This is a genomic window from Neobacillus vireti, from assembly GCF_036962465.1.
In the GTDB taxonomy this organism is placed as follows: domain Bacteria; phylum Bacillota; class Bacilli; order Bacillales; family Cytobacillaceae; genus Neobacillus; species Neobacillus vireti_B.
The window spans coordinates 1-20,714 of the sequence record NZ_JBALNF010000092.1; the positions used below are offsets into that span (position 1 = coordinate 1).

The 20,714-nt window shown below is 39.2% G+C and carries 14 protein-coding genes and 1 pseudogene; 2 read left to right on the top strand and 13 right to left on the bottom strand.

All coding sequences use genetic code 11. The features are described from left to right. Positions 1 to 437: 437 nt before the first annotated feature. From V7077_RS27140 to V7077_RS27200, 13 genes and pseudogenes are all read right to left on the bottom strand, one after another. Positions 438 to 2,318 carry a sigma-54-dependent Fis family transcriptional regulator gene (locus V7077_RS27140; RefSeq protein ID WP_335507765.1) on the bottom strand — a complete coding sequence of 627 codons (1,881 nt, stop codon included), beginning with the start codon at positions 2,316 to 2,318 and terminating at the stop codon, positions 438 to 440. 236 nt (positions 2,319 to 2,554) lie between these two features. Beyond that, a pseudogene (locus tag V7077_RS27145) lies at positions 2,555 to 2,731 on the bottom strand (butanediol dehydrogenase); the annotation flags it as partial. A 73-nt stretch (positions 2,732 to 2,804) separates the two neighbouring features. Beyond that, positions 2,805 to 4,184, bottom strand: coding sequence for a dihydrolipoyl dehydrogenase (gene lpdA / locus V7077_RS27150; protein ID WP_335507767.1), 1,380 nt, complete (start codon positions 4,182 to 4,184; stop codon positions 2,805 to 2,807). A gap of 16 nt (positions 4,185 to 4,200) precedes the next feature. Next, positions 4,201 to 5,433 carry a dihydrolipoamide acetyltransferase family protein gene (locus V7077_RS27155; RefSeq protein ID WP_335507769.1) on the bottom strand — a complete coding sequence of 411 codons (1,233 nt, stop codon included), beginning with the start codon at positions 5,431 to 5,433 and terminating at the stop codon, positions 4,201 to 4,203. Positions 5,434 to 5,460: 27 nt separating this feature from the next. Next, positions 5,461 to 6,489: an alpha-ketoacid dehydrogenase subunit beta gene (locus V7077_RS27160; RefSeq protein ID WP_335507771.1), complete on the bottom strand. Its 1,029-nt coding sequence runs from the start codon at positions 6,487 to 6,489 to the stop codon at positions 5,461 to 5,463. A 110-nt stretch (positions 6,490 to 6,599) separates the two neighbouring features. Next, a complete protein-coding gene (locus V7077_RS27165) occupies positions 6,600 to 7,592 on the bottom strand; it encodes a thiamine pyrophosphate-dependent dehydrogenase E1 component subunit alpha (protein ID WP_335507773.1) in 993 nt (330 codons plus the stop codon). A 352-nt stretch (positions 7,593 to 7,944) separates the two neighbouring features. After that, complete coding sequence (locus tag V7077_RS27170; RefSeq protein WP_335507775.1) at positions 7,945 to 10,497, bottom strand: glycoside hydrolase family 3 protein; 2,553 nt, start codon at positions 10,495 to 10,497, stop codon at positions 7,945 to 7,947. A 115-nt stretch (positions 10,498 to 10,612) separates the two neighbouring features. Further along, positions 10,613 to 12,100 (bottom strand): ABC transporter substrate-binding protein, encoded by a 1,488-nt coding sequence (locus V7077_RS27175; protein ID WP_335507777.1) that lies wholly within the window; start codon positions 12,098 to 12,100, stop codon positions 10,613 to 10,615. Between the two features lie 507 nt (positions 12,101 to 12,607). Beyond that, positions 12,608 to 12,769, bottom strand: a complete 162-nt coding sequence (locus tag V7077_RS27180; RefSeq protein WP_335507780.1) for a hypothetical protein — start codon at positions 12,767 to 12,769, stop codon at positions 12,608 to 12,610. A gap of 109 nt (positions 12,770 to 12,878) precedes the next feature. Beyond that, positions 12,879 to 14,309, bottom strand: a complete 1,431-nt coding sequence (locus V7077_RS27185; protein WP_335507782.1) for a GntP family permease — start codon at positions 14,307 to 14,309, stop codon at positions 12,879 to 12,881. A gap of 265 nt (positions 14,310 to 14,574) precedes the next feature. Beyond that, the gene (locus V7077_RS27190; RefSeq protein WP_335507784.1) at positions 14,575 to 15,282 is read right to left on the bottom strand and encodes a response regulator; all 708 of its coding nucleotides are present in this window, start codon (positions 15,280 to 15,282) and stop codon (positions 14,575 to 14,577) included. A gap of 13 nt (positions 15,283 to 15,295) precedes the next feature. Then, on the bottom strand, positions 15,296 to 16,885 hold the full coding sequence (locus V7077_RS27195; RefSeq protein WP_335507786.1) for a sensor histidine kinase: 1,590 nt from the start codon (positions 16,883 to 16,885) through the stop codon (positions 15,296 to 15,298). Positions 16,886 to 17,193: 308 nt separating this feature from the next. Beyond that, the gene (locus V7077_RS27200; RefSeq protein ID WP_335507788.1) at positions 17,194 to 17,997 is read right to left on the bottom strand and encodes a fumarylacetoacetate hydrolase family protein; all 804 of its coding nucleotides are present in this window, start codon (positions 17,995 to 17,997) and stop codon (positions 17,194 to 17,196) included. A gap of 465 nt (positions 17,998 to 18,462) precedes the next feature. Here V7077_RS27200 and V7077_RS27205 point away from each other — a divergent pair, with 465 nt between their 5' ends. Both V7077_RS27205 and cyoE read left to right on the top strand, forming a co-directional pair. Next, complete coding sequence (locus V7077_RS27205; RefSeq protein WP_335507790.1) at positions 18,463 to 19,347, top strand: LysR family transcriptional regulator; 885 nt, start codon at positions 18,463 to 18,465, stop codon at positions 19,345 to 19,347. Positions 19,348 to 19,655: 308 nt separating this feature from the next. Then, on the top strand, positions 19,656 to 20,543 hold the full coding sequence (gene cyoE, locus V7077_RS27210) for a heme o synthase (protein WP_335507792.1): 888 nt from the start codon (positions 19,656 to 19,658) through the stop codon (positions 20,541 to 20,543). Positions 20,544 to 20,714: the final 171 nt, after the last annotated feature.

The window sequence follows — 20,714 nt, forward strand, 5'->3', positions numbered from 1 at the left end:
ACGTTATACTCTACTTATTAGGGGAAACTCTGACTAAAGGCTTCGAATGGTATTGATTTGAGAGTAATGAAAGTAGCTTTGGAAAAGAAAAATTTAAGTATAAATACTAAAATAAAACTAAATAGAAAAAAGGAGTTTCTCCATTTAGGGAGTAACTCCTGGTTTGTGGTCCCAAAATCGAATAGAAGCAGGAATCCGTTACTGGGTTCCTGCTTCTACTTTTAAAAGTCATAGCCGAGACGCATTCGACGTGTGTGGATCTGGGAACAATTAATTAATTTTATTAAAGGTATTTTCTTGCATATATTTTGATTTTACCTACAAAATATACTTTTGGGACACCCTCTTTCTTCTTGAAATGCACCCGTTAGGACAATACAAAATTCCGCCTTTATGGCATTCTTAGTTAGTAAATATGGTTTGAATAAATGTCATCCTTACATTCCAAACTTTTGGAGCCTTTTATAAAAAGTACTCCTTGGTATTTCTAGTAATTTCGCGGCTGCGGTTACATTACCTTTTGTCTTTTTTAATGCATCGACCATTAGGTCCTTTTGTATTTTTTCTCGGGCATTTAACTTCTTTTCAGCCTCTTCTTTATTTACCTGATTATTTGACGAAGAACTGGATGGATGTTTTATTATTAAAGAATCAAAGCTATTAACAAAAATATTCTGACTGGACTGTTCATCAAGAGACATAATGTACAGCCGCTCTAAAACGTTTATTAATTCTCTAATGTTTCCTGCCCATTCATAGTCTTTCAATCTAGAAGATAGGTCCTCCATATTTGGGATGTTCCATCCATTTCTTTTACAGAAATACCTGATAAGATGCGGGATATCTTCTTTTCTTTTTCTAAGAGAAGGAACATCAATTGGAAAAACGTTCAAACGATAGTAGAGGTCTTCCCGAAAAATTCCGTCTTCTACAAGTTTCGTAATATTACGATGGGTTGCTGTAATAATACGAACATCCAATGGGGTTTCCTTCGTACTCCCAATCGGGGAAACTTTCTTTTCCTGAAGTACACGCAATAAGGCCACTTGCATGGAATGCGGAATTTCACCTATCTCGTCAAGAAAGATCGTCCCCTTCTGAGCCTGTTCAAATTTCCCTTTATATCCTTGCCGCCTTGCTCCAGTAAAAGCCCCTTCGACATAGCCAAAAAGCTCACTTTCCATAAGTTCTTTCGGAATCGCTCCGCAATTTAATGAAATAAATGGGCCATCCTTTCGGGGGCTATTGTCATGAATTGCCCGAGCAATCAGCTCTTTTCCTGAACCGGTTTCACCTGAAATAAACACGGTAGTATCTGTTGGAGCAACAAGCTTAACCTTGGCTAACGTATTTTGAAAAACCTCACTCGTTCCACTCTCTCCTTTAAAGACAAAAGGTTTTGAATGACTTTGTACTTGAAATGATACGTTTTTACGATGGGTTAGCACTTCTGAAATAAAATAGCAGTTTCCGATGATCCTGTTGTTTTGCTTTGAATGATAAGGCATTTCCTTATCAATTTGGTATCCGTTATGTAATAGTTCGTACAGGTTCATACCGATTGATTGAGGAAACCTTTCGCGAAGCGGTTTACTCGCGGATATGATCATTTGTTTTTGATTACAAACCAGGAAGAGCTGGTTTTGATAGTTCTCTGCCAGATGGCCTGCTTGCTGGAAAAGTGTTATTTCTTCTAGATAGGTCCGCTTGCTGATTTCTTTTTCAATAGCATAAGAAATCGAAGTGACCATTCCAAGCATAAAGGGATGAGAATAGTTTACTGGGCATGAAACATCAATGACACCCATTAGGTTCCCGTTATCGTGAAAAATAGGTGTGGCGGAACAGCTCCATTGATGGGAAGCGACGGAATAATGTTCAGCCCCATTAATCGTTACCGCTTCTTTTGTCTGTAACGCTGTTCCAATTGCATTTGTACCGACCTCGGTCTCAGTCCAGCGCACTCCTTCAACAAAATTAATTTTTCTCGCATCCGATAAGGTTTGTTCGTTTCCTGTTAGAGATAGGACATATCCATCCGGATCGACCAAAAGTGCCATCATTCCAGAATCTTTTATTGCCTGATCCATCTTTTTAATATAGGGAGAGGCTATTTCGATCAGCAGAGAATTCTTTTCTTTTTTTGCATCCAGTTCTTCTTTTGATAATAAATCAAGACCTTTATTTAAATAAGGGTTTACCCTTTCTTTTTTACAGCGGTGCCAGGATTCTGAAATTCGTTTGTTCAACCGTGCTGAATCAAGAATTCCTTCTTTAACAAATCGCTTCCAAGCATCAAAATAGAAAGTCGTATTCATACACCCTCCTGAAATCATAGAAATATTTCCAACAGTGATTTGAAATCTATTACATGTTGTAGATCTTGACAAGGAAAAAGGAGTTTTAAAAGAAACCCGTCTAAACATGGTGGTTAAACGTACAGTTCTAATTATACAAAACAAAGAATGCGCTTTCAATCAGACAATTGTCATTATATAGAAAATTCAAAAAGCCACGCGCAATAAACGCGTAGCTTGATAATTTAATGGAATCATTATAATGAAGGATCTACCAGTATCTTAATTTGGTTCTTGTTTTTAGTTAATGCTTCAAATCCTTCAGAAACGATTTGATCAATAGATATTTTTTTAGTCACTAATTCTGCTGCTTGAATTTGCCCATTGGCGATCAGTTTGATCACCTGCGGAAAAATGTTGCGATAAGCTATTATACTAGTCATTTTTCTCTCAGTTATTCTTTTTGATTATACCAAAGAGCAGCTTTCATAAACATTTCTCCTTTTCTTAAACATGAACAGCATGTCCAACAGCACAAAGTATCGCTTCATGGATTGCCTCAGAAAGACTTGGATGGGCAGCAATAAATTGTTCTAAACTGTCGGTTGTCAACTCAGCATGGAGCATGACCGTTCCTTGCCCAATCAGTTCAGTGGCGTGGGGCCCAACAATCGAAACCCCAACGATTTCCCCATACTCTGGTTCAACTAACACCTTCACCTTTCCAACTCGTTCATTGGAAATTAACGCCTTCCCGTTTGCCGAGAATGGAAACTCCCCAACTCTTATATCACCATATTGGTCGGTGGCCTGCTTTTCCGTTAAACCTACACTGGCAATCTCAGGTGAGGTATAAATGCAGCGGGGCACAGCACGGTAATTTACCTGTGTATCGACTCCGCAAGCGTTTAATGCGGCAACTGTTCCCTCATGGAAAGCCACATGGGCCAATTGAATCCCTCCGATAACGTCTCCACAGGCAAAGATATTTGGAATGTTTGTTTGCATTTGCTCATTTACTACAATTCCTTGTCTTGAAAAATCAATTCCGATGTTCTCAAGACCCAAGTTATTGACCCTTGGCTTACGGCCAATCGAAACGAGGACCAAATCGGATTCAAGATCATGAAGACCCTTATCGTTTTCAAAAAACGCCCTCTTCTGATCCTTATTTAAATCTTTTAGTCTGGTAGATGGATAGATCGTTACACCGTCGTTTTCAAGCTCTTTATGTAAAATCGCAGCTACATCTTTATCTTCTCCCGGCAGCAGCTGATCCGCCATCTCCACAATGGTAACTTTGGTTCCCAATCTGCTAAAAATACTAGCAAACTCGCAGCCGATTACACCTCCGCCAATAATAAGCAATGAGGAAGGAATGGACTGAAGCGACATCGCCTGACCACTATCAATAATCCAATTGCCGTCAAATGGTGCAAATGGCAGTTGAATCGGTTCAGAGCCGGCAGCGATAATCACTTTGTCTGCCGTTATCTCTTCTTGTTTCCCATTATGCTCAATCCGTAGAACCCGGCTCGTCAGGAAAGAAGCCGATCCCTTTACTACCTTTACTTTATTTTTCCTTATTAAATATTGGATTCCTTGAACCAGTGTCGAAACAATCTTGTTTTTACGGCCCTGAACAGCATTCCAATCAATCTCAATGCTGCCAGAAGGCAGATGAATGCCAAACTCACTCGCATGTTGAAGTTTATTGTACACTCCAGCACTTTCTAAGAGGGCTTTAGTAGGCATGCACCCTTCATTTAAACATGTGCCTCCAAGCGGTCCCTGTTCTATTATTGTCACTTCATGCCCCTGCTGGGCTGCAGTAATTGCAGCCACATATCCAGCAGGACCACCACCTATAATTGCGATCAGAGTCATAAGCGTTCCCTTCTTTCTATAAGAGCATGGTAATCGGCTCTTCTAAATACTGTTTGATCGTTTGTAAAAATGCTGCAGCTGGAGCCCCATCAAGTACACGGTGGTCAAATGTCAGACTGAGCGGGAGAATGCTTCTTCTTTGTAAATCTTCACCAATATAGGTTGGGGTATCATAAACAGCACCGACACCAAGAATCCCTGTTTCAGGTGGGTTTAAGACTGGTGTGAAATGCTCAACACCGTAGGACCCAAGATTACTAATCGTAAACGTGGAACCTTGCATTTCCTCGAGATTAAGCTGAGTTTGTCTTGCTTTTTGTGCTATGGTTTTAATGTTTCGAGACAAATCAATAAGTGAACAACGTTCAGCATTGCGGATGACTGGAACTACTAACCCTTTTTCAAGCGCAACAGCCATGCCAAGATGGACGTTCTTGAACAAATGAATTTTTTCGTCAATATACGTACTATTCATTTCTCCATGCTTCTGCAGTGAAAGCACAACGGCTCGTGCAATAAAGTCGGTCACCGTTAATTTTTGATCATAACGATTCTGAACGGTTTGTGCTATTTGCTTTTGTAAAGCCATTAAATCTGTCACATCGGCCTTCATATTAATCGTTAGCTGTGCTGTTTTTTGCAAGCTTTCATACATGCGTCCTGCAATCACTTTTCGGATGCCGCTGACCGGAATTTGCTGAGTCTCCTCTAATGGTTTCACCGGAGTTTCGCTCGTTTCCTGTTTCGCTTCAGCCTGAGGCGAAGATGAATTCTTTATGGCTGCCTCTACATCTTCCTTTGTTATTCTTCCTCCAGGCCCCGTTCCTTTGATATTTTCAATAGTAAGGTTGGCTGCCTCTGCAATTTTCCTTGCGACTGGGGAAATTTTCACGCGATTCCGAGCCGCTTTTACTGAAGAGATAGGCTCTTGTTTTTCATTTACAGGTGAGGCATTTTCGACTTCAGACCGTTGGGCTTCTTCGACTGAAAGCGCCGCAGCTACTTCTTCACCCGGAATTCCGATATAACAAATGACAGTCCCAGGTGGAACCCCTTCTCCTTCGGGAACAGCAATTTTCAATACTGTTCCCTCCGCAGGAGATTCCACATCAATTTCAATTTTCTCTGAACTGACGCTCGCAATCGGTTCCCCCTTTTCGACAGAGTCTCCGACTCCTTTATTCCATATCGATACAGTGCCTTCTTTCATGGCCATTCCCAATTTCGGCATCACAACTTCTACCGCCATGTTGATCTCTCCTTCCCGCTCTCTGAATTATACTTCCAGGGGTGCACCCACTAGTTCTGCTGCCACTTTGACCACTGTTTCTACTTTAGGCAGATAAATATCTTCGAGGGCCGGTGAGAAAGGTACAGGCGTGTGCGGTGCCGTTATTCGTTTAATTGGGGCATCAAGTGTATCGAACCCTTTATCGGCCACAAGTGCTGCAATATCCGTAGCAATACTGCATCTTGGATTGGCTTCATCGATAACAATTAAGCGGTTGGTCTTTGCTACGGACGAAAGAATCGTTCCTTCATCCATCGGTGACAGGCTGCGCGGATCAACGACTTCCACTTCAATTCCTTTTGCTGAAAGTTGCTCAGCAGCTTCCAATGCAGTATGTACCATCTTGCCAACCGCTACAATGGTTACATCTGACCCTTCCCGCTTGATATCTGCTTTGCCAATTGGAATCGTATAATAACCTTCCGGAACATCGCCTGTCATATTATAGAGTGTTTTATCCTCGAAAAAGATGACCGGATCGTTATCTTCGATCGCAGCAAGTAATAATCCTTTTGCTTCATAAGGTGTGGATGGGACAACCACTTTCACACCCGGAATTGCAGTAAACAGAGCATATAAACTTTGAGAGTGCTGGGCAGCCGCTCTAAATCCGGCGCCATGCATGGTTCGAATGGTAACTGGAACCTGCGCTTTGCCCCCAAACATATAGCGGAACTTTGCCCCTTGATTTAATACTTCATCTAAACAGCTTCCAATAAAGTCGTTAAACATTAATTCAGCAATTGGCCTTAAACCGGTTGAGGCCGCCGCCATCGCTGCGCCCATATAACCTGCTTCAGTAATTGGGGTATCCAAAATTCTCTCCCGTCCAAACTCCTGAACAAGTCCTTTTGTCACCCCTAGAACCCCTCCCCATGCATCTTCGTCCTGCAAGTGATCCACTTCAGCCCCGCCGGCCACGTCTTCACCTAATAAAATGACATTTTCGTCCTTACGCATTGCAAGTTTCATAGCCTCATTAATCGCTGCTGACATACTCAATTTCCTAGCCATAATCGAATTCCTCCTTTTAATTAGTCAATCCGAATAAAATTACTAAACTCTAATCTTATAAATTGGGGCCGCTCCTGTAAGCAGTCCTTTTTGACCCACCAATTTCAGGGCTAATAAGAAACGTAGACATCGGTTAACAGCTCAGAAGGACTTGGGTACGGGCTCTCTTCACTGAACCTCACAGCTTGATTTACCGCCTCTTCCACTGATTTTTCTAAATTGGTTATTTCGTTTTCAGCTAATAGCCCTTGGCTTAGCAAGTGACTTCTAAAAAGTAGAATGGCATCTTTATCCGTTTTATGCTCTACCTTTTCTTGATCCGATTTGTATTTTTGGGCATCTCCTTCGAAATGGCCATAATTTCGATATGTCACACATTCAATCAGTGTGGGACCTTCCCCGCGTCGTGCCCTCGCAACAGCTTCTTCTGCTGCTTGGTAGACTGCAAGAACATCTTTTCCATCTACCTTAATACCTGGAATATTATATCCAATCGCCCTATCAACAATGGATTTACAGCTGGACGCGTAGGTAAATGGAGTAGCTTCTGCATAGCCGTTATTTTCGGCAACAAAAACGACTGGAAGATTCCAAATAGCAGCAAGATTAATCCCTTCATGGAAAGTCCCGTGGTTTTGAGCGCCATCCCCAAAGAAGCAAACGCTTACATCTTTTGTCTTTTTATACTTCGCTGTTAAGGCAGACCCACATGCAAGTGGAAAGCCTCCGCCGACAATTCCATTGGCACCCAGCATCCCTTTATCAAGGTCGGCGATATGCATAGATCCGCCCTTTCCTTTGCATAATCCAGTTACTTTACCGTAGATTTCCGCCATCATTCCATTTAAATCACAGCCTTTGGCAATACAGTGACCGTGCCCGCGATGGGTGCTAGTGATACTATCTTTATCGGTTAAATGGGCGCAAACGCCCACAGCAACGGCTTCCTCCCCTGCGTATAAATGAACAAATCCTGGCAGGATTCCCTGTGCAAATAACTCATGCACTCTGTCCTCAAAATTTCGGATTTCTAGCATTTTTTGATACATCCATTGTGCTTTTTCCTTTGTTAAAGCTACATCTTTACTATCCATTGTTCTCATTTTTTCAGCCTCCCTGGAAAAATTCATTACAACTTTATCAATGCAAGGAGCGTGCCAAAAATCAAAACCATCACTCCCAACGCTTTAACGAAAATTAATGTACAAAAAAAGAGACAAAACGAGACAGCTGTCTCGTTTTGTCTCTTTTTGATTACTTTCCAGGTGGGTTCTCATATAAATCTTTTATATCTTCTAACCTCCCCCACTTCCAACTCTCAGGGATCTCAAACTGTATTTCAGTCTCTGTCTTTCATATTCGTGTAACAAATGTACAGATTAGATTACTAAACTGCTAATCATAAAAATCAATTTCTTATGGTCTAGTCTATTATTAAGAAGGCTCTGTTTCCGGCTATTTCACTTTACTAGTTTGAACTTTAAATGCCTCGGAATTTACCACAAAATTCAATAGGTTGATGACATTTTTTTGCAAATCCGCAATGGTGCATCTGCCTTCTTCAAGACCGGCAAGCACTTGTTTGATGACGGGAGGTCCTCCTGGCATGACAATGTCATTGCCCGCGGCAATCGCATCTGCCCCGTCAACGACCGTATCCATGTCGCCCCAGTCCGTGACCACAAAGCCGTTGAAGTCCCATTCCTCCCTAAGGATGGATGTATTCAGATCATGGCTTCCTGCGGCAAACACTCCATTAATTTTATTAAAAGAGGTCATAATATTCATCATCTTTGTTTGCTTGACTAGCATTTCAAATGGCTTCAGGTATAATTCGCGGGCCACCCGCTCTTCGACAATACTATCAACTGCATCAATATTCCGTTTGCTGTGTCCGCGTCGATAGGTTTCCTGCTCGTTGAGGGCAAAATGCTTGGCACAGACCGTGACAGGATGGTTTTCCTGCACCCCATTCGCCACCGCCACCGCACACGCTCCACTTAATAACGGATCCTCTGAATAATATTCAAAGTTCCTCCCCCCTATCGGGTTTCGATGAAGATTGACGGCGGGAGCTAGCCAGGAATCCACTTGTTGGCTCTCGGCTTCTTGCCCTACGGCATCACCGAATTCATAAAGAAGTTCACGATTCCAAGTATTAGCCATAACGGTTTGAATTGGCCACGCCGTCATTCTGACCCCGGCAGGACCATCTTTATAAAAAATGGAGGCAATCCCTAAACGGTCAATTCCCGGTGATACATAATTGTTTTGGCCCGTAGGATGCGTATTGCTTCCGATGTCTTTTCCGTCCTCATAGAAAATAGAATCAGGGACATCCAAACCAATTCCTCCGAACGGCACCCCTTTTCCGTGCCCATTCACCAAAACGGCCAGTTCCTCTTTGGTTAGCTGCGCCACAAACTGTTCCATCGTGATTTTTCCTTGTTCGACATCTTCTAATGTAAACTCAGTATGTGCAAAGGCCAGTTCCTCAAAATGGATTGCAGGTTCCATTTCCTTAAAGGTCACATCATCCTTCGTAAGGACCCCTATACAAGCAGATGAGGAAATTTCCTCTGACTCGCCATCGTAAGTGATCGATGACACGCCTTCCTTGCTTAAAAATTCTATCTTCCCTTGATTGGCAGGATGTAAGGCTAATAGATTGGAAAGCTGCTCGGTCACAATAGTAACTGGCACACTGATTTTACCGACAACCTGCGTATTCCGTGAAGAGTTCCCCACTCTTAGGAGATAGTCTCCAGCTTCGATGAGATAGGAAGCAGTCTCTTCATCATAGGAAGCCAGCTCGGAAAACGGAAAGTTCAAAGCAAGTGTTTGCTTTTCTCCCGGCGTAAGGTCTTTTGTTTTTGAAAAAGTGGTCAGCTTCTGATAAGGTTTTTCAAGCTTCCCATCTGGCTCACTGATATATACCTGAACCACTTCTTGGCCGGAATATATTTCGCCGTTGTTGCGAACATCAGCGGTTACCTGAATTTTTTCCTGATCCTTATCGATGAAAGCAGCGACATTCGTTATCTCAAAGTTGGTATAGGAGAGACCATGTCCAAACGGAAACATCACCTTTTTTCCAAATGTATCAAAGTAACGGTACCCCAAATACATACCTTCATGATAGACAGTAACCGGACTCATACTAAAACCACTGCTTCCATTTGCCGTTGCATCTAAACCATAGCTGTCATAAGTTAAAATAGTTTCCGAGAGGTCCTTGTTATAGCTAAAATGCGCTGCCGTTGGGTAATCCTCATAGCTCAGCGCCATCGTTGCCGAAAGTTTACCTGAAGGAGAGTATGTTCCGGCTAGTACTTCTGCTAAAGCTGTGCCCCCTGCCTCGCCTGGCAGTCCCAGGTACACCAAGCCCTCAATATTTTTATAGTCATTCGTCCAGGCAGTATCCACGTAACCGTTTGTATTAAGAACCACGACTACATGTTTGAAATTGGACGTAACCTGTTCTACCAATGCTTTTTCTGATGGCTGTAAATAATAATCATCTACCACTTTGCGGTCACTTTCTTCTCCGCCTGAATTTCTGGATATGACAATGATGGCCGTTTCATCTTTTCCAGCAGAAGCAGCAACCACATTATCATCCAGGGCCAATTCTTTGGCAGGGTGGTTGTAGACGCCCCAAATCTCATAAATATAGCCGCTGGTGATGATCTCCATGAAATCGGTCATTTCTTGCCTGGGTTCTAATGATAATTGTTTTTGATATTCCGCTAACAGCTTTTGATCCAGGTTAAAGCCGAGACTTAGCAGACCATCCATGATGGTGCTGGCATTTTTCGAGTCAGATGCCCCCGAACCGCTTCCTCCAATTTGGGTTTCCATCAACCCTCTTCCAAAAACGGCAACAGGACTGGTTGGATCTAAGGGCAAGATATGTTTCTCATTTTTTAAAAGAACAATCCCTTCTCTGGCTATTCTTTTGGCAAGCTCGGTTCGACTTGTTTGGTCTTCGTATGTACGGTTGGCCATTTCTCTCACCTCATAAAATTATTAAAACGCATTTTTTGTTTTCGACTTTTGAAAAAATATGCAGCCATAAGAGAAGAGAACTAGTTAAATTCTCACTAGCTCTCTCTCTTATTAGTTAATTATTCTTTTTCCACTCATCAAATTGCTTTTGCTTTTCAGCAATGATTTTGTCAAGGCCTGCTGCTTTTAGTTTTTTGTTAAATATTGGGAACGTCTTATTAGGATCTAAGGCGCCAGCTTCAAGTGCAGCTTTGTACTGATTGATAACGTTTGTACTTGCTGCAATTTCTGTTTTCACCGGATCAGGATTAAACTGAAAACCAAATGCTGGAGAAATGACCGCTGAATCATTAAATTTGAGCATTTCATCCCAATAGTTCACATCATTGCCTTGCCAAACACGAGTCAAAGCATTGTCCCCAAGTTCCCACTGATTGAAAACATAGTTAGATTCCTTTACTCCATCTGGTAATTTAATCGTTCCATCGGAATTAACCTGGTAGTGCTTACCCTCAATACCATTCGCTAACAGATTCATAATATCTTTGTCAGTATAAAGCAGGTTCAAGAATTGCATTGTTTTTTCCGGATTTTGACTATTTCTTGTGATTGCCAAGTTGAGCCCGATTGCTGCATCTGTGTAAGAATATGGCTTTGTAAAGGTAACAGCTACCATCTCATGGCCTGTCATTGCTGATTCTTGTAGAGCAAAGCCTGGCTTCATATGTGAGAAGTAACCAAAGCCTTTTCCAGATTTGACAATAGATACGGTAGCATCGGTAATATTTGCTGCATTTTTCAAGGTATATCCTGCTTGATACCATTGTCTTGCAAGATCTACAGCTTTAACATACTCTGGCTGTTCAAATAAATTTACAACCTTTTTTTCTTTAAAGGATACTGCACCTAAAGAGTCACCAAGATAATCAAAATTTCCACCGTCTATAACCATTGCAGGTTGGTTGAATGTTGTGGTGTTAGCAATTGGTGTCATGCCAGGTTCGTTTTCTTTTACAGTTTTGAAGACATTGGTTAAATCTTCAAAGGATTTTATTTTTGATAGATCGATATGGTATTTGTCTACAATATCCTTTCGCATAACAAATCCATAATTTGCTGCGAAGTCTCTTATACTTGGAACTCCGTAAATTTTGCCATCGACCTTGGTTCCTTCAAGTACATGCTTAGGAACAGCATCGATAATGCCCTTCCCATATTTCTTTAATAAATCATCTAATGGAAGAAACTGTCCTTTTGTTGCTGGCAAAGAGTAGCCTGCAGTTCCTGTTGCCAACATAAGATCCACTTTTTCATTACCTGTTAATAATAGGGTTGATTGCTGCTGCCAGGCTGCCGCTTCAATAGGCATAAGTTTTACAGTTGCGTTAATTTTCTTCTTGGTAATTTTGTTAATTTCGTCCTGTACTGCAGGAAGGTCATCAATTTTGGTAAAATACAAGTAGGCCATTGTGATTTCATATGGCTTGTCCTTTGAATCTCCTCCACTAGCCGCCCCGCTGCTTTCCTTCGAGGAACAGCCTGATAAAACTACTGAAACTGCCATTACCACCATCAGAAAAAATGTTAACGCTTTCTTTTTCATTCATTTTCCCCCTTTTTTATTAACGATTATGTACAAATGCCTGAAAATTTTTGTGTTTTTTGAATTTTCAAACATCCGTATCTCTAGTATAAAAAGAAATAGATTAAATTGAAAACTAATATTACGACTTTCTATTTTCACTTTTACGACTTTTTGTTTTAAATTCACGACATTTCCCTGACAATACCGTTAAAAAAGGAAATTGATCTTTGAGTTTTTCCTAAATGTCATACCACCTCCTAAGTTTGGATAACATTTGAATTCCACTTAAAATACAAAAACCTCTTTCATATTATATTAATGAAAGAAGTTGAAAGGTAATATGAGCTATGAAAATTTCAAAAAACAGGTCCGAAAGTGGACAGGCACCTCACCGACATTTAGAAATATTAATAACATACAAAAAACCTCCAAATATAATAATTTGAAGGCTCTAAACAGTTTTAGCTTCCCGGTCACATCAAGTTTCGTTTAAGATGATTCAGACCTTTTTATAATGAAAAAATATTAAACCGTTTCTAAAAGTAAACATTCATCATTAAAGTAAATAATCTCTGAAAGAATTTTATTCCCATAAATATTCTTAAACGCTTCTCTCGCTTCTTGCTCCGTGTTAAACTCATACATCATTATGATTTTTTCCTTTGAGAATACAGTGATATTCCACATCGGAACCCCTCCGTTAACGGCAAATTATCCCTTCATATATATCAATTCCACTTTTTGTAGTTATGGCGTTTCCCATTTTAGATAATGAAATAAATTATCTCATTTGTTATTAAAAATGAGGCAATAAATTTAATAATAGCGCCATGACCAAACCAACTAGCCCTATAATTGATTGGATAATCGTAATCGTTTTAAAGGTTTCACCCATTGACATACTAAATGATTCTTTTACTAACCAGAAGCCAGCATGGTTAGCATAGTTAAAGAATAATGAACCTGCACCAATGGCTACTACAAGCAATTCCTTATTAATGCTCGGATCTGATCCAACAAGTGGTGCCAACAAGCCTGTAGCCCCTACAATGCCAACAGTAGCTGAACCTGTGGTGACAGATAATAAAGCAGCAATCAGCCACCCGATTACAATGGCGGAAAGTTTCAAACCGGAAGAAAGATGAATGATTGCATCTCCAACGTGGGAATTCACTAGTACCTTTGCAAATGCACCACCTCCGGCAATAATTAATAAGATGCCCGCAATTGGCTTTAGACTCGTACCTAATGAATCCCGAAGTTTTTTTGTATCTACTCCCCGTCCATATCCTAATAGAATGATTCCTGCTACTAAACCGATTAGCAAAGCAATAATGGGTTCTCCTATAAATCCTGTTATATTATTTAATATAATTGAATTCTTAAACAAAGTTTCTGCTAGCGTACGGCTTAACATGATGACCATTGGCAGCAAAATAACTACAAATGAAGTGAGCGTTGAGACTGTAGGCTTCTCTACTGCTGCAGCTGTATATTTCGAAGCCTCGTTTGTTTTCTCCTCTGACCCTCTTTTTGAAGAGGCGGTATACTGCTCCAGCAGTAATTGGTCAGGACAAACACTTAACCGTGGTGCAATGAATTTACCGTATACAGGTCCCGCCAATATTGCTGAAGGAATGGCGCAGATAAGACCATAAAGCATAGTTATTCCCAGATTGGATTTAAACCCTGCAATTGCAGTGAGTGGACCAGGATGTGGGGGCACCATGCCATGCATAGTTGCAAGGGCTGCGATCACAGGTACACCGATTAAAACAAATGCTGAACCTTTTATTTTCCCTTGCTTTTCTACTTTCGAGGCAACAGCGAATACAATTGGTAAAAGCATGATTAAGCCAACCTCAAAGAACATGGGAATTCCGATAATAAAGGCCACAGCACCCATTAACCATGGCAACGTACGGTTAGTAGAGCCTCTTAAGATGGTTGCAGCAATTTTGTCTGTTGCACCTGAATCGGCCAATATTTTTCCTATCATGGCTCCAAGTGCCACTTGAAGTCCTACCCCTCCCAGTGTACCCCCTGCCCCTTCTTCAATTGAATCTACAACGGTTTTAGCGTCAAGACCCGATGCAAATCCAACAGCAATTGATACCACTAAAAGCGCTAACATTGGATGGAACCGTAATTTTGAAACTATGAGGAAAACCAGCAGCAAAATGCTGCATACTGCAACAATGAGCAGTGAAAGATCATGACCTGTCATAAACATACACCCCTTTTACTATCGTAAAAAATTTCAATGAATCCATAATTATTGAATAAGAGAGCGCTCTCATTCTCCCTAAAAATTAGATAGCGTTTTCAAACCGTCGTTTGAATAATCTATTAATTTAAATGTACTGGTTAGAAAGGGAAATTTGAATATTAACTAAATTAGTTGAATTAAATTAATTAAATTNNAAATTATTATTTACATTTATTGTAAGGTCTTTTTCACCAAAAAAAGAGATTGGCCTTTTGCCAATCTCTTAATGAACATTTCTCTTCCATTTGTACTTGCGTTCTGGCCGGCCAACCGCTCCAAATTTGATATCGACAAACATTTCATCAATAGATGTTAGATATTCCAAATACTTTCGTGCAGTTGAATCTGTTATTCCAAGGAGGATTGCTAATTCCTCAGCACTAACGCTCCCCTTTTCAACACGAAGTTTGTCCCGGACTCTCATTAACGTAAGTTTATCGATGCCTTTAGGCAGTTGTTTTTCCCTATTTTTTTTAGTATTGGGAGGGTCTGCTAAGGAGAATAATGTATCTATCTCCTTTTGATCCATTGTTTTTTTTATCTGCAGCTGCTCCATGGTCAGTTTATATCTTGTCAGCTCATCGGTGAATTTCTTCACATCAATTGGTTTGATTAAATAACTAAAAACTCCACCGCGAATCGCCTCTGTAACTGTTTCCGCATCATTTGCAGCAGTGATTGGAATAATATCAATCCCACGATATTTCATCCTTATGGCCCGTAATAAGTCGATGCCATTCATATCTTGCAGATAAATGTCCAACAAAATTAATTGTGGCTTAAATGTTTGAAGATATGCAAATGCTTCATTCCCTGAATTTGCAATGGCAGAAATTTCAAAGCCGTCTATTTTTTCGGTGAATTGCTTAATAATTTTCGACCCGACTGGATCATCTTCAACAATCATGACTTGAATGGAGTTTCCTGCCATATACTTTCTCCTTTTATTTTTTTGGAATCACAAGTGTGAATTTTGAACCACCCAAAAAGCTGTTCGTAATAAATACTTGCCCATGTAATTGTGCAAGGGAATTCTTGACGATACTTAGACCAAGACCTCGGTTTTTTCCAGACTTTGTGGTAAATCCTTCTGAAAAAATGGAGTTCTGTTTATCATCTGGAACGCCTGGTCCATTGTCTTGTATATCAAAAACAAGGTCCCTGCCAATGTCAGTGAAGGACACGGTGACGCAGGCCCCAGCTTCGTTTTTTTCTTTTGCAGCTTCCATCGCGTTATCAATAATATTGCCGAGAATGGATACTAGCAACTTGGTATCCATTGAATCATGTATATCTGTTAAATTGCTTTCCTGATCAATTTTCAACTCTACCTTTAACTCTTTTGAACGATTAATTTTACCTAGCAAACAGGCTACAAGTAAAGGGTCTTTTACCGCAGTCATAAGAAATACAATTGTACCTTGACGTTCTTCCACTTCGCCTGAAATAAGTTCCCTTGCTTTATCGTATTCCTCGATGCTTAACAAACCATATATCGTGTTTAATTTGTTTAAGAATTCATGATTGAGTGCCCGCATGTTTTCAGAGTATGTCTTAATTTCTGAAACCTCATCAAACAACTGCTCAATATCAATTTCTGTGCGAATCGTTAAGACCACACCTGCGATATATTCCTCTTGGGTAACCAATGAAAAATCAATGACATACAATTGATCACCTATTAAAATCTTTTGATTGGACCTCCCGCTCTTGGAATCAATAACCTTTTGAACCGTCTCTCTTAAACGAATATTTTGGATTTTAGAATCATTCAGCTGCAAGTTTAGGCTAAGCAGCTCGCGTGCCCTTTTATTCATAGAAAGGACTCGAAAATCCTTATCTACCGCAATAATTCCATCCCGAATCGATTCTAGTATCGCTTCTTTTTCTTTAAAAACATAGGAAATCTCTTCTGGCTCCAGCCCAAACATTTTCCGTTTTATTTTCCTTGCAATGAAAAATGAAGCTGCCACTCCAATTAACAGCAGCCATAAAGCAAGTCCAAAAATTTCTTCCTTATAGGTTAAGATTCTTTTTTTTACATCCACCATTAAAAATCCCACTGATGAAACGCCAATTATGTTCCCTTTTCCATCTATAATTGGGGTTTTGGCTTTAATCGCAGGACCCGAGATCCCTTCGCCAACATAGACAACGGAAATATGCTGCTTAAAAACAGGCTCATTGCTCGTCCCCATTGATTTACCAATATATTTCGGAATGGGGTGGGAATAACGGATTCCCTGTTTATTTCCGATAACGATATAACTCGCACCTGTTAATTTTCTCAACTTTTCGGCAATCGGTTGAATTTCCTTTGAAGGGTCATCGTTTTTAAAACCGCGGATAATCCTGTCATCTTGTGCAACTAATTTTGCAACGGACATCGCTTCATGACCGAGATACGTTGTGGAAAGATCGTCCATAATTCTTGTGAAGAATATGGCTGCTAGGATGGAAGTAGCACAAATAACCAAAGATATAAGCAATACCATTTGGGTGAATAATTTCAATTTGATGTTTGGCAATTTCATCAGGTCGACTCCAACATAAAAGTTTAATATATCCATATAGTATATCAGATTGCCATTAACGAAAAATAATTTATTTCTTACTTTATTTTGGCAGCCGGATAGTTATAGAATAGAAAGTATTACATTAAATTAATAGATTACAAGTAAGAAATTCCCACGTGTAACCTTTTACGATATTTATTCTATTGGTCTAATGGGGGACATTTTGAGGTGGGGTTCAAGAGCCTTAACTCGCAGTACAATAGAATAGGTTAACCAGAGAAACTGGTTAACCTTAAAATTGAATAGGGGTCAAAAGCATGTATGTTCTATAATACATAATTACTTAGTTTTCCAATATTCTCCACTTCTACAGTTACAATATCGCCTGACTTCATTGGACAACTTCCGGAAGGTGAACCAGTAGCCAAAACATCACCCGGCTCCAGTGTCATAATCTGTGAAATCCAACTGATCAGGAAAGGAATTGACAGTGACATCTGATTCGTATTACCATTTTGTACGACTTTTCCGTTTAATGTCGTAACTATTCGTAAATTAGTTGGATCTAGACCTGTCACAATCCATGGACCCAATGGGCCAAAAGTGTCAAAACCTTTCCCGCGTGTAAACTGGGGATCCATTTTTGTAAGATCTCTTGCAGTTACGTCATTAAATATGGTACAGCCAAAAACATAATCCAATGCATCTTCTTCTTTTATATTTTTGCCTCGCTTGCCGATAATGAGTGCTACTTCCCCTTCCATCTCCACCTGATTTGTTAAATCACTTGACGGAAGAATAATATTCCCATCATTTGGAATCAATGAAGTTGTCGGCTTTAAGAACAAAAATGGCTCTTTCAGATTTGCCTTTCCCCCAGTCTCCTTCGCGTGTTCCGCATATGTCCAGCCGAAATTAATTACTTTTGAGGGTGCTACAGGCTCCAAAATTTTCACATCATTAAAGTTAACTTTTATTCCATCATAATATAATTCATTGTTTACAATTTCAGTAAAACTACTTGACAATTGTAAAATTTCATTATCCTCAACAATTCCATAATATATTTTACCGCTATGGTTCTGATAACGTACTAGTTTCTTTGTTTTTTGTAATAACTGCATTACCATGCCAACCAACTCCCTCAACAAATATAAATGTCATTTACCCGGTACTAGGGGGAATTCAATTAGCTGCTAAATCGAAACATGGATCATTAAAGTAAACAATTTGTGTAAGAATCTTATTACCTTGAATACTTTCGAGAAAATTTTTTGCTTCTTTTTCAGTGGTAAACTCATACATTCTTAAATCTTTTCCATTATTAAACACAGTGATATTCCACATTTAAAAATTCCTCACTTTTTCCCTTTTTTATGTTTTTAAGTATTATTTCTGTTAATGATTGAACATAGCATGTTTTTCCTACAATATAGTTAACATCTAATCTATTATTCCTTTGTTTTGTACTTTCATTTATAGGATTATAGATTGCCTACGAATAAGGATAATGCAATAATAGAAATAAATATAATACCAAATAATTATATTTACTTATAAGAAATCTTTATATCGCAAAAAACAGGGTGTGAACAATGGAATACCGAGATTGGGAAATACTGAAAGTTCTTCATAGAGAAAAAAATTTAACAAAAGCTGCCAAGCTTTTGTTTATAACACAACCTGCATTAACCAATCGTTTAAAGCATATGCAAAAGGAATTAGGGACGACAATCGTAACGCGTGAAAGTCGGGGTATTCATTTTACCCCGCAAGGAGAGTACCTTGCCCAATGTGCGGAGGAGGCCCTTGCCCATTATCAAAAAATAAAAGAGAATCTGCTCAATATGGGCAGTAAAATAGATAATGAAGTGGCTGGTATACTAAAATTGGGAGTATCTAATTTTTTCGCGAATTATAAACTGGCTCATATTTTGAAATTATTTAAACAACAGTATCCTCATGTGGAATTCAAAGTGATCACAGGGTGGAGCAAAGATGTTTCTCAACTTGTGCATAACAATGATGTTCATATTGGCTTTGTTCGGGGAGATTACAGTTGTCGGGGTTTATTGAAACATCAATTATTTGAAGAGACAATATGCATCACCTCTAAAGAAGTAATTGTCATGGATAATCTTCCTCATCTTCCTAGAATCGATTACAGAGGGGACTACTTATTAAAATCAGTTATTGATAATTGGTGGGCCGAAAACTTCACACAACCGGCTTTTGTCAGTATAGAAGTCGACCAAGTGGATACTTGCAAGGAAATGGTTAAAAATGGATTAGGCTATGGTATTCTCTCGAGCAGGACACTTAACGGGATAGAGGATTTAAATAAAATTGATTTAATTGATAGTAAAGGAAATCCTATATTGCGAAGAACTTGGATTTATTATCATGAAAGATCTCTGGAATTGAATGTGGTAAGAGCATTCATACAATTTATAAAAGATTTGGATTGGAAAGACATATAAAAATAGAAAAAGTTTTTAATATGGTTCCGTCAAAATTGATCTCTACTGTTTTGCTTGCTCCCCTTTTCCTTAAAATCTACGTTAATGTATATCTCCTTTTTACTAGACCAAGCATTGCTTGGTCTTTTTTTTATATGGATCCTCGATGTTGGCGGGACTGCCTAGAAATCGAACCTATTAAAAAAGCAGTAAGTATCTGACAACAGACCTTGAAGTAGTATTAGAAATTCAAAAATAAACCATAAGCATTCGAGGTATATTTGTGTTAAAATGAATAGTCTGGTGGATAGAAAGAGAGAGGAACATCTATGAATCAATTCCAAACAAAAACACCTAATAATTTCTTAAAAAACATAATCAGCCTCATTAAAGGGAAAGTCTTTGTTATCAATGTACTTCCTGTGTTGGCAGGGTATTTTTTATCTTCTCATATAAATCATCTTCCACTTGCTGCACATATTGCCTCTTTCCTTGTTACATTAATAGGAAGTGCCTTTGTCATAGCTGGTGCTTTAATGTTAAATAATTGGTACGAAACCGATTTAGATAAATTAATGGAACGAACTAAAAATAGACCGAGTGCTACTGGCGAGTTCAGCAAGAAGTTTGTTTTAACTTTAGGAGTTACAACAAGCATAATAGGATTTATTATATTGTTTTTTACAAATGCCGAAGTGTTATTATTTTCATTCATTGGTTGGTTTTTTTATGTGGTTTTGTACACATTTTGGAGCAAACAAAAATACTCATGGAACACAATTATTGGTGCCGTATCAGGATGTGTAACACCTTTAATTGGTTGGTCTGTGGTATCTAGCAGCTTTCAACTTATTCCTATGATGATGGCACTTATCATATTCATTTGGCAAATGCCTCATACTTATGCTATCGCTATACGAAGATTTGATGATTACAAACGGGCAGGATTCGCCATGTTACCTGTTGTATCAGGCATCAAGAAAACAAAAATCCACCTTTTATTTTATCTTATCTGTTTGATTCCAATACCATTCTTTATGAAATCTCTTAGTATGTTTTTCATCGGATTTATGACACTTTTAAATATCGGATGGATTATTTTATCTATAAGCGGATTTTCTACACAAAACGAAGATCATTGGGCGAAACGGATGTTTAGATACTCCGTTATTCATATGATGTTATTCCTTATATCTATTATTGTATTGTCCATTTAAAAAGAACCCTGGCTCAAGGGTTCTTTTTATTTTTACTCTACATTCTAAAGTTTGTTCATTTACTCAAAAATAAAAGCTGGGTTTAACAAAGATAAACTCCCCCTTAATCTTTGTGAAAGTGTATTATGAGAATTCTATTAAAAAACGTCTTCGAAGGTTTAACCTTTATGG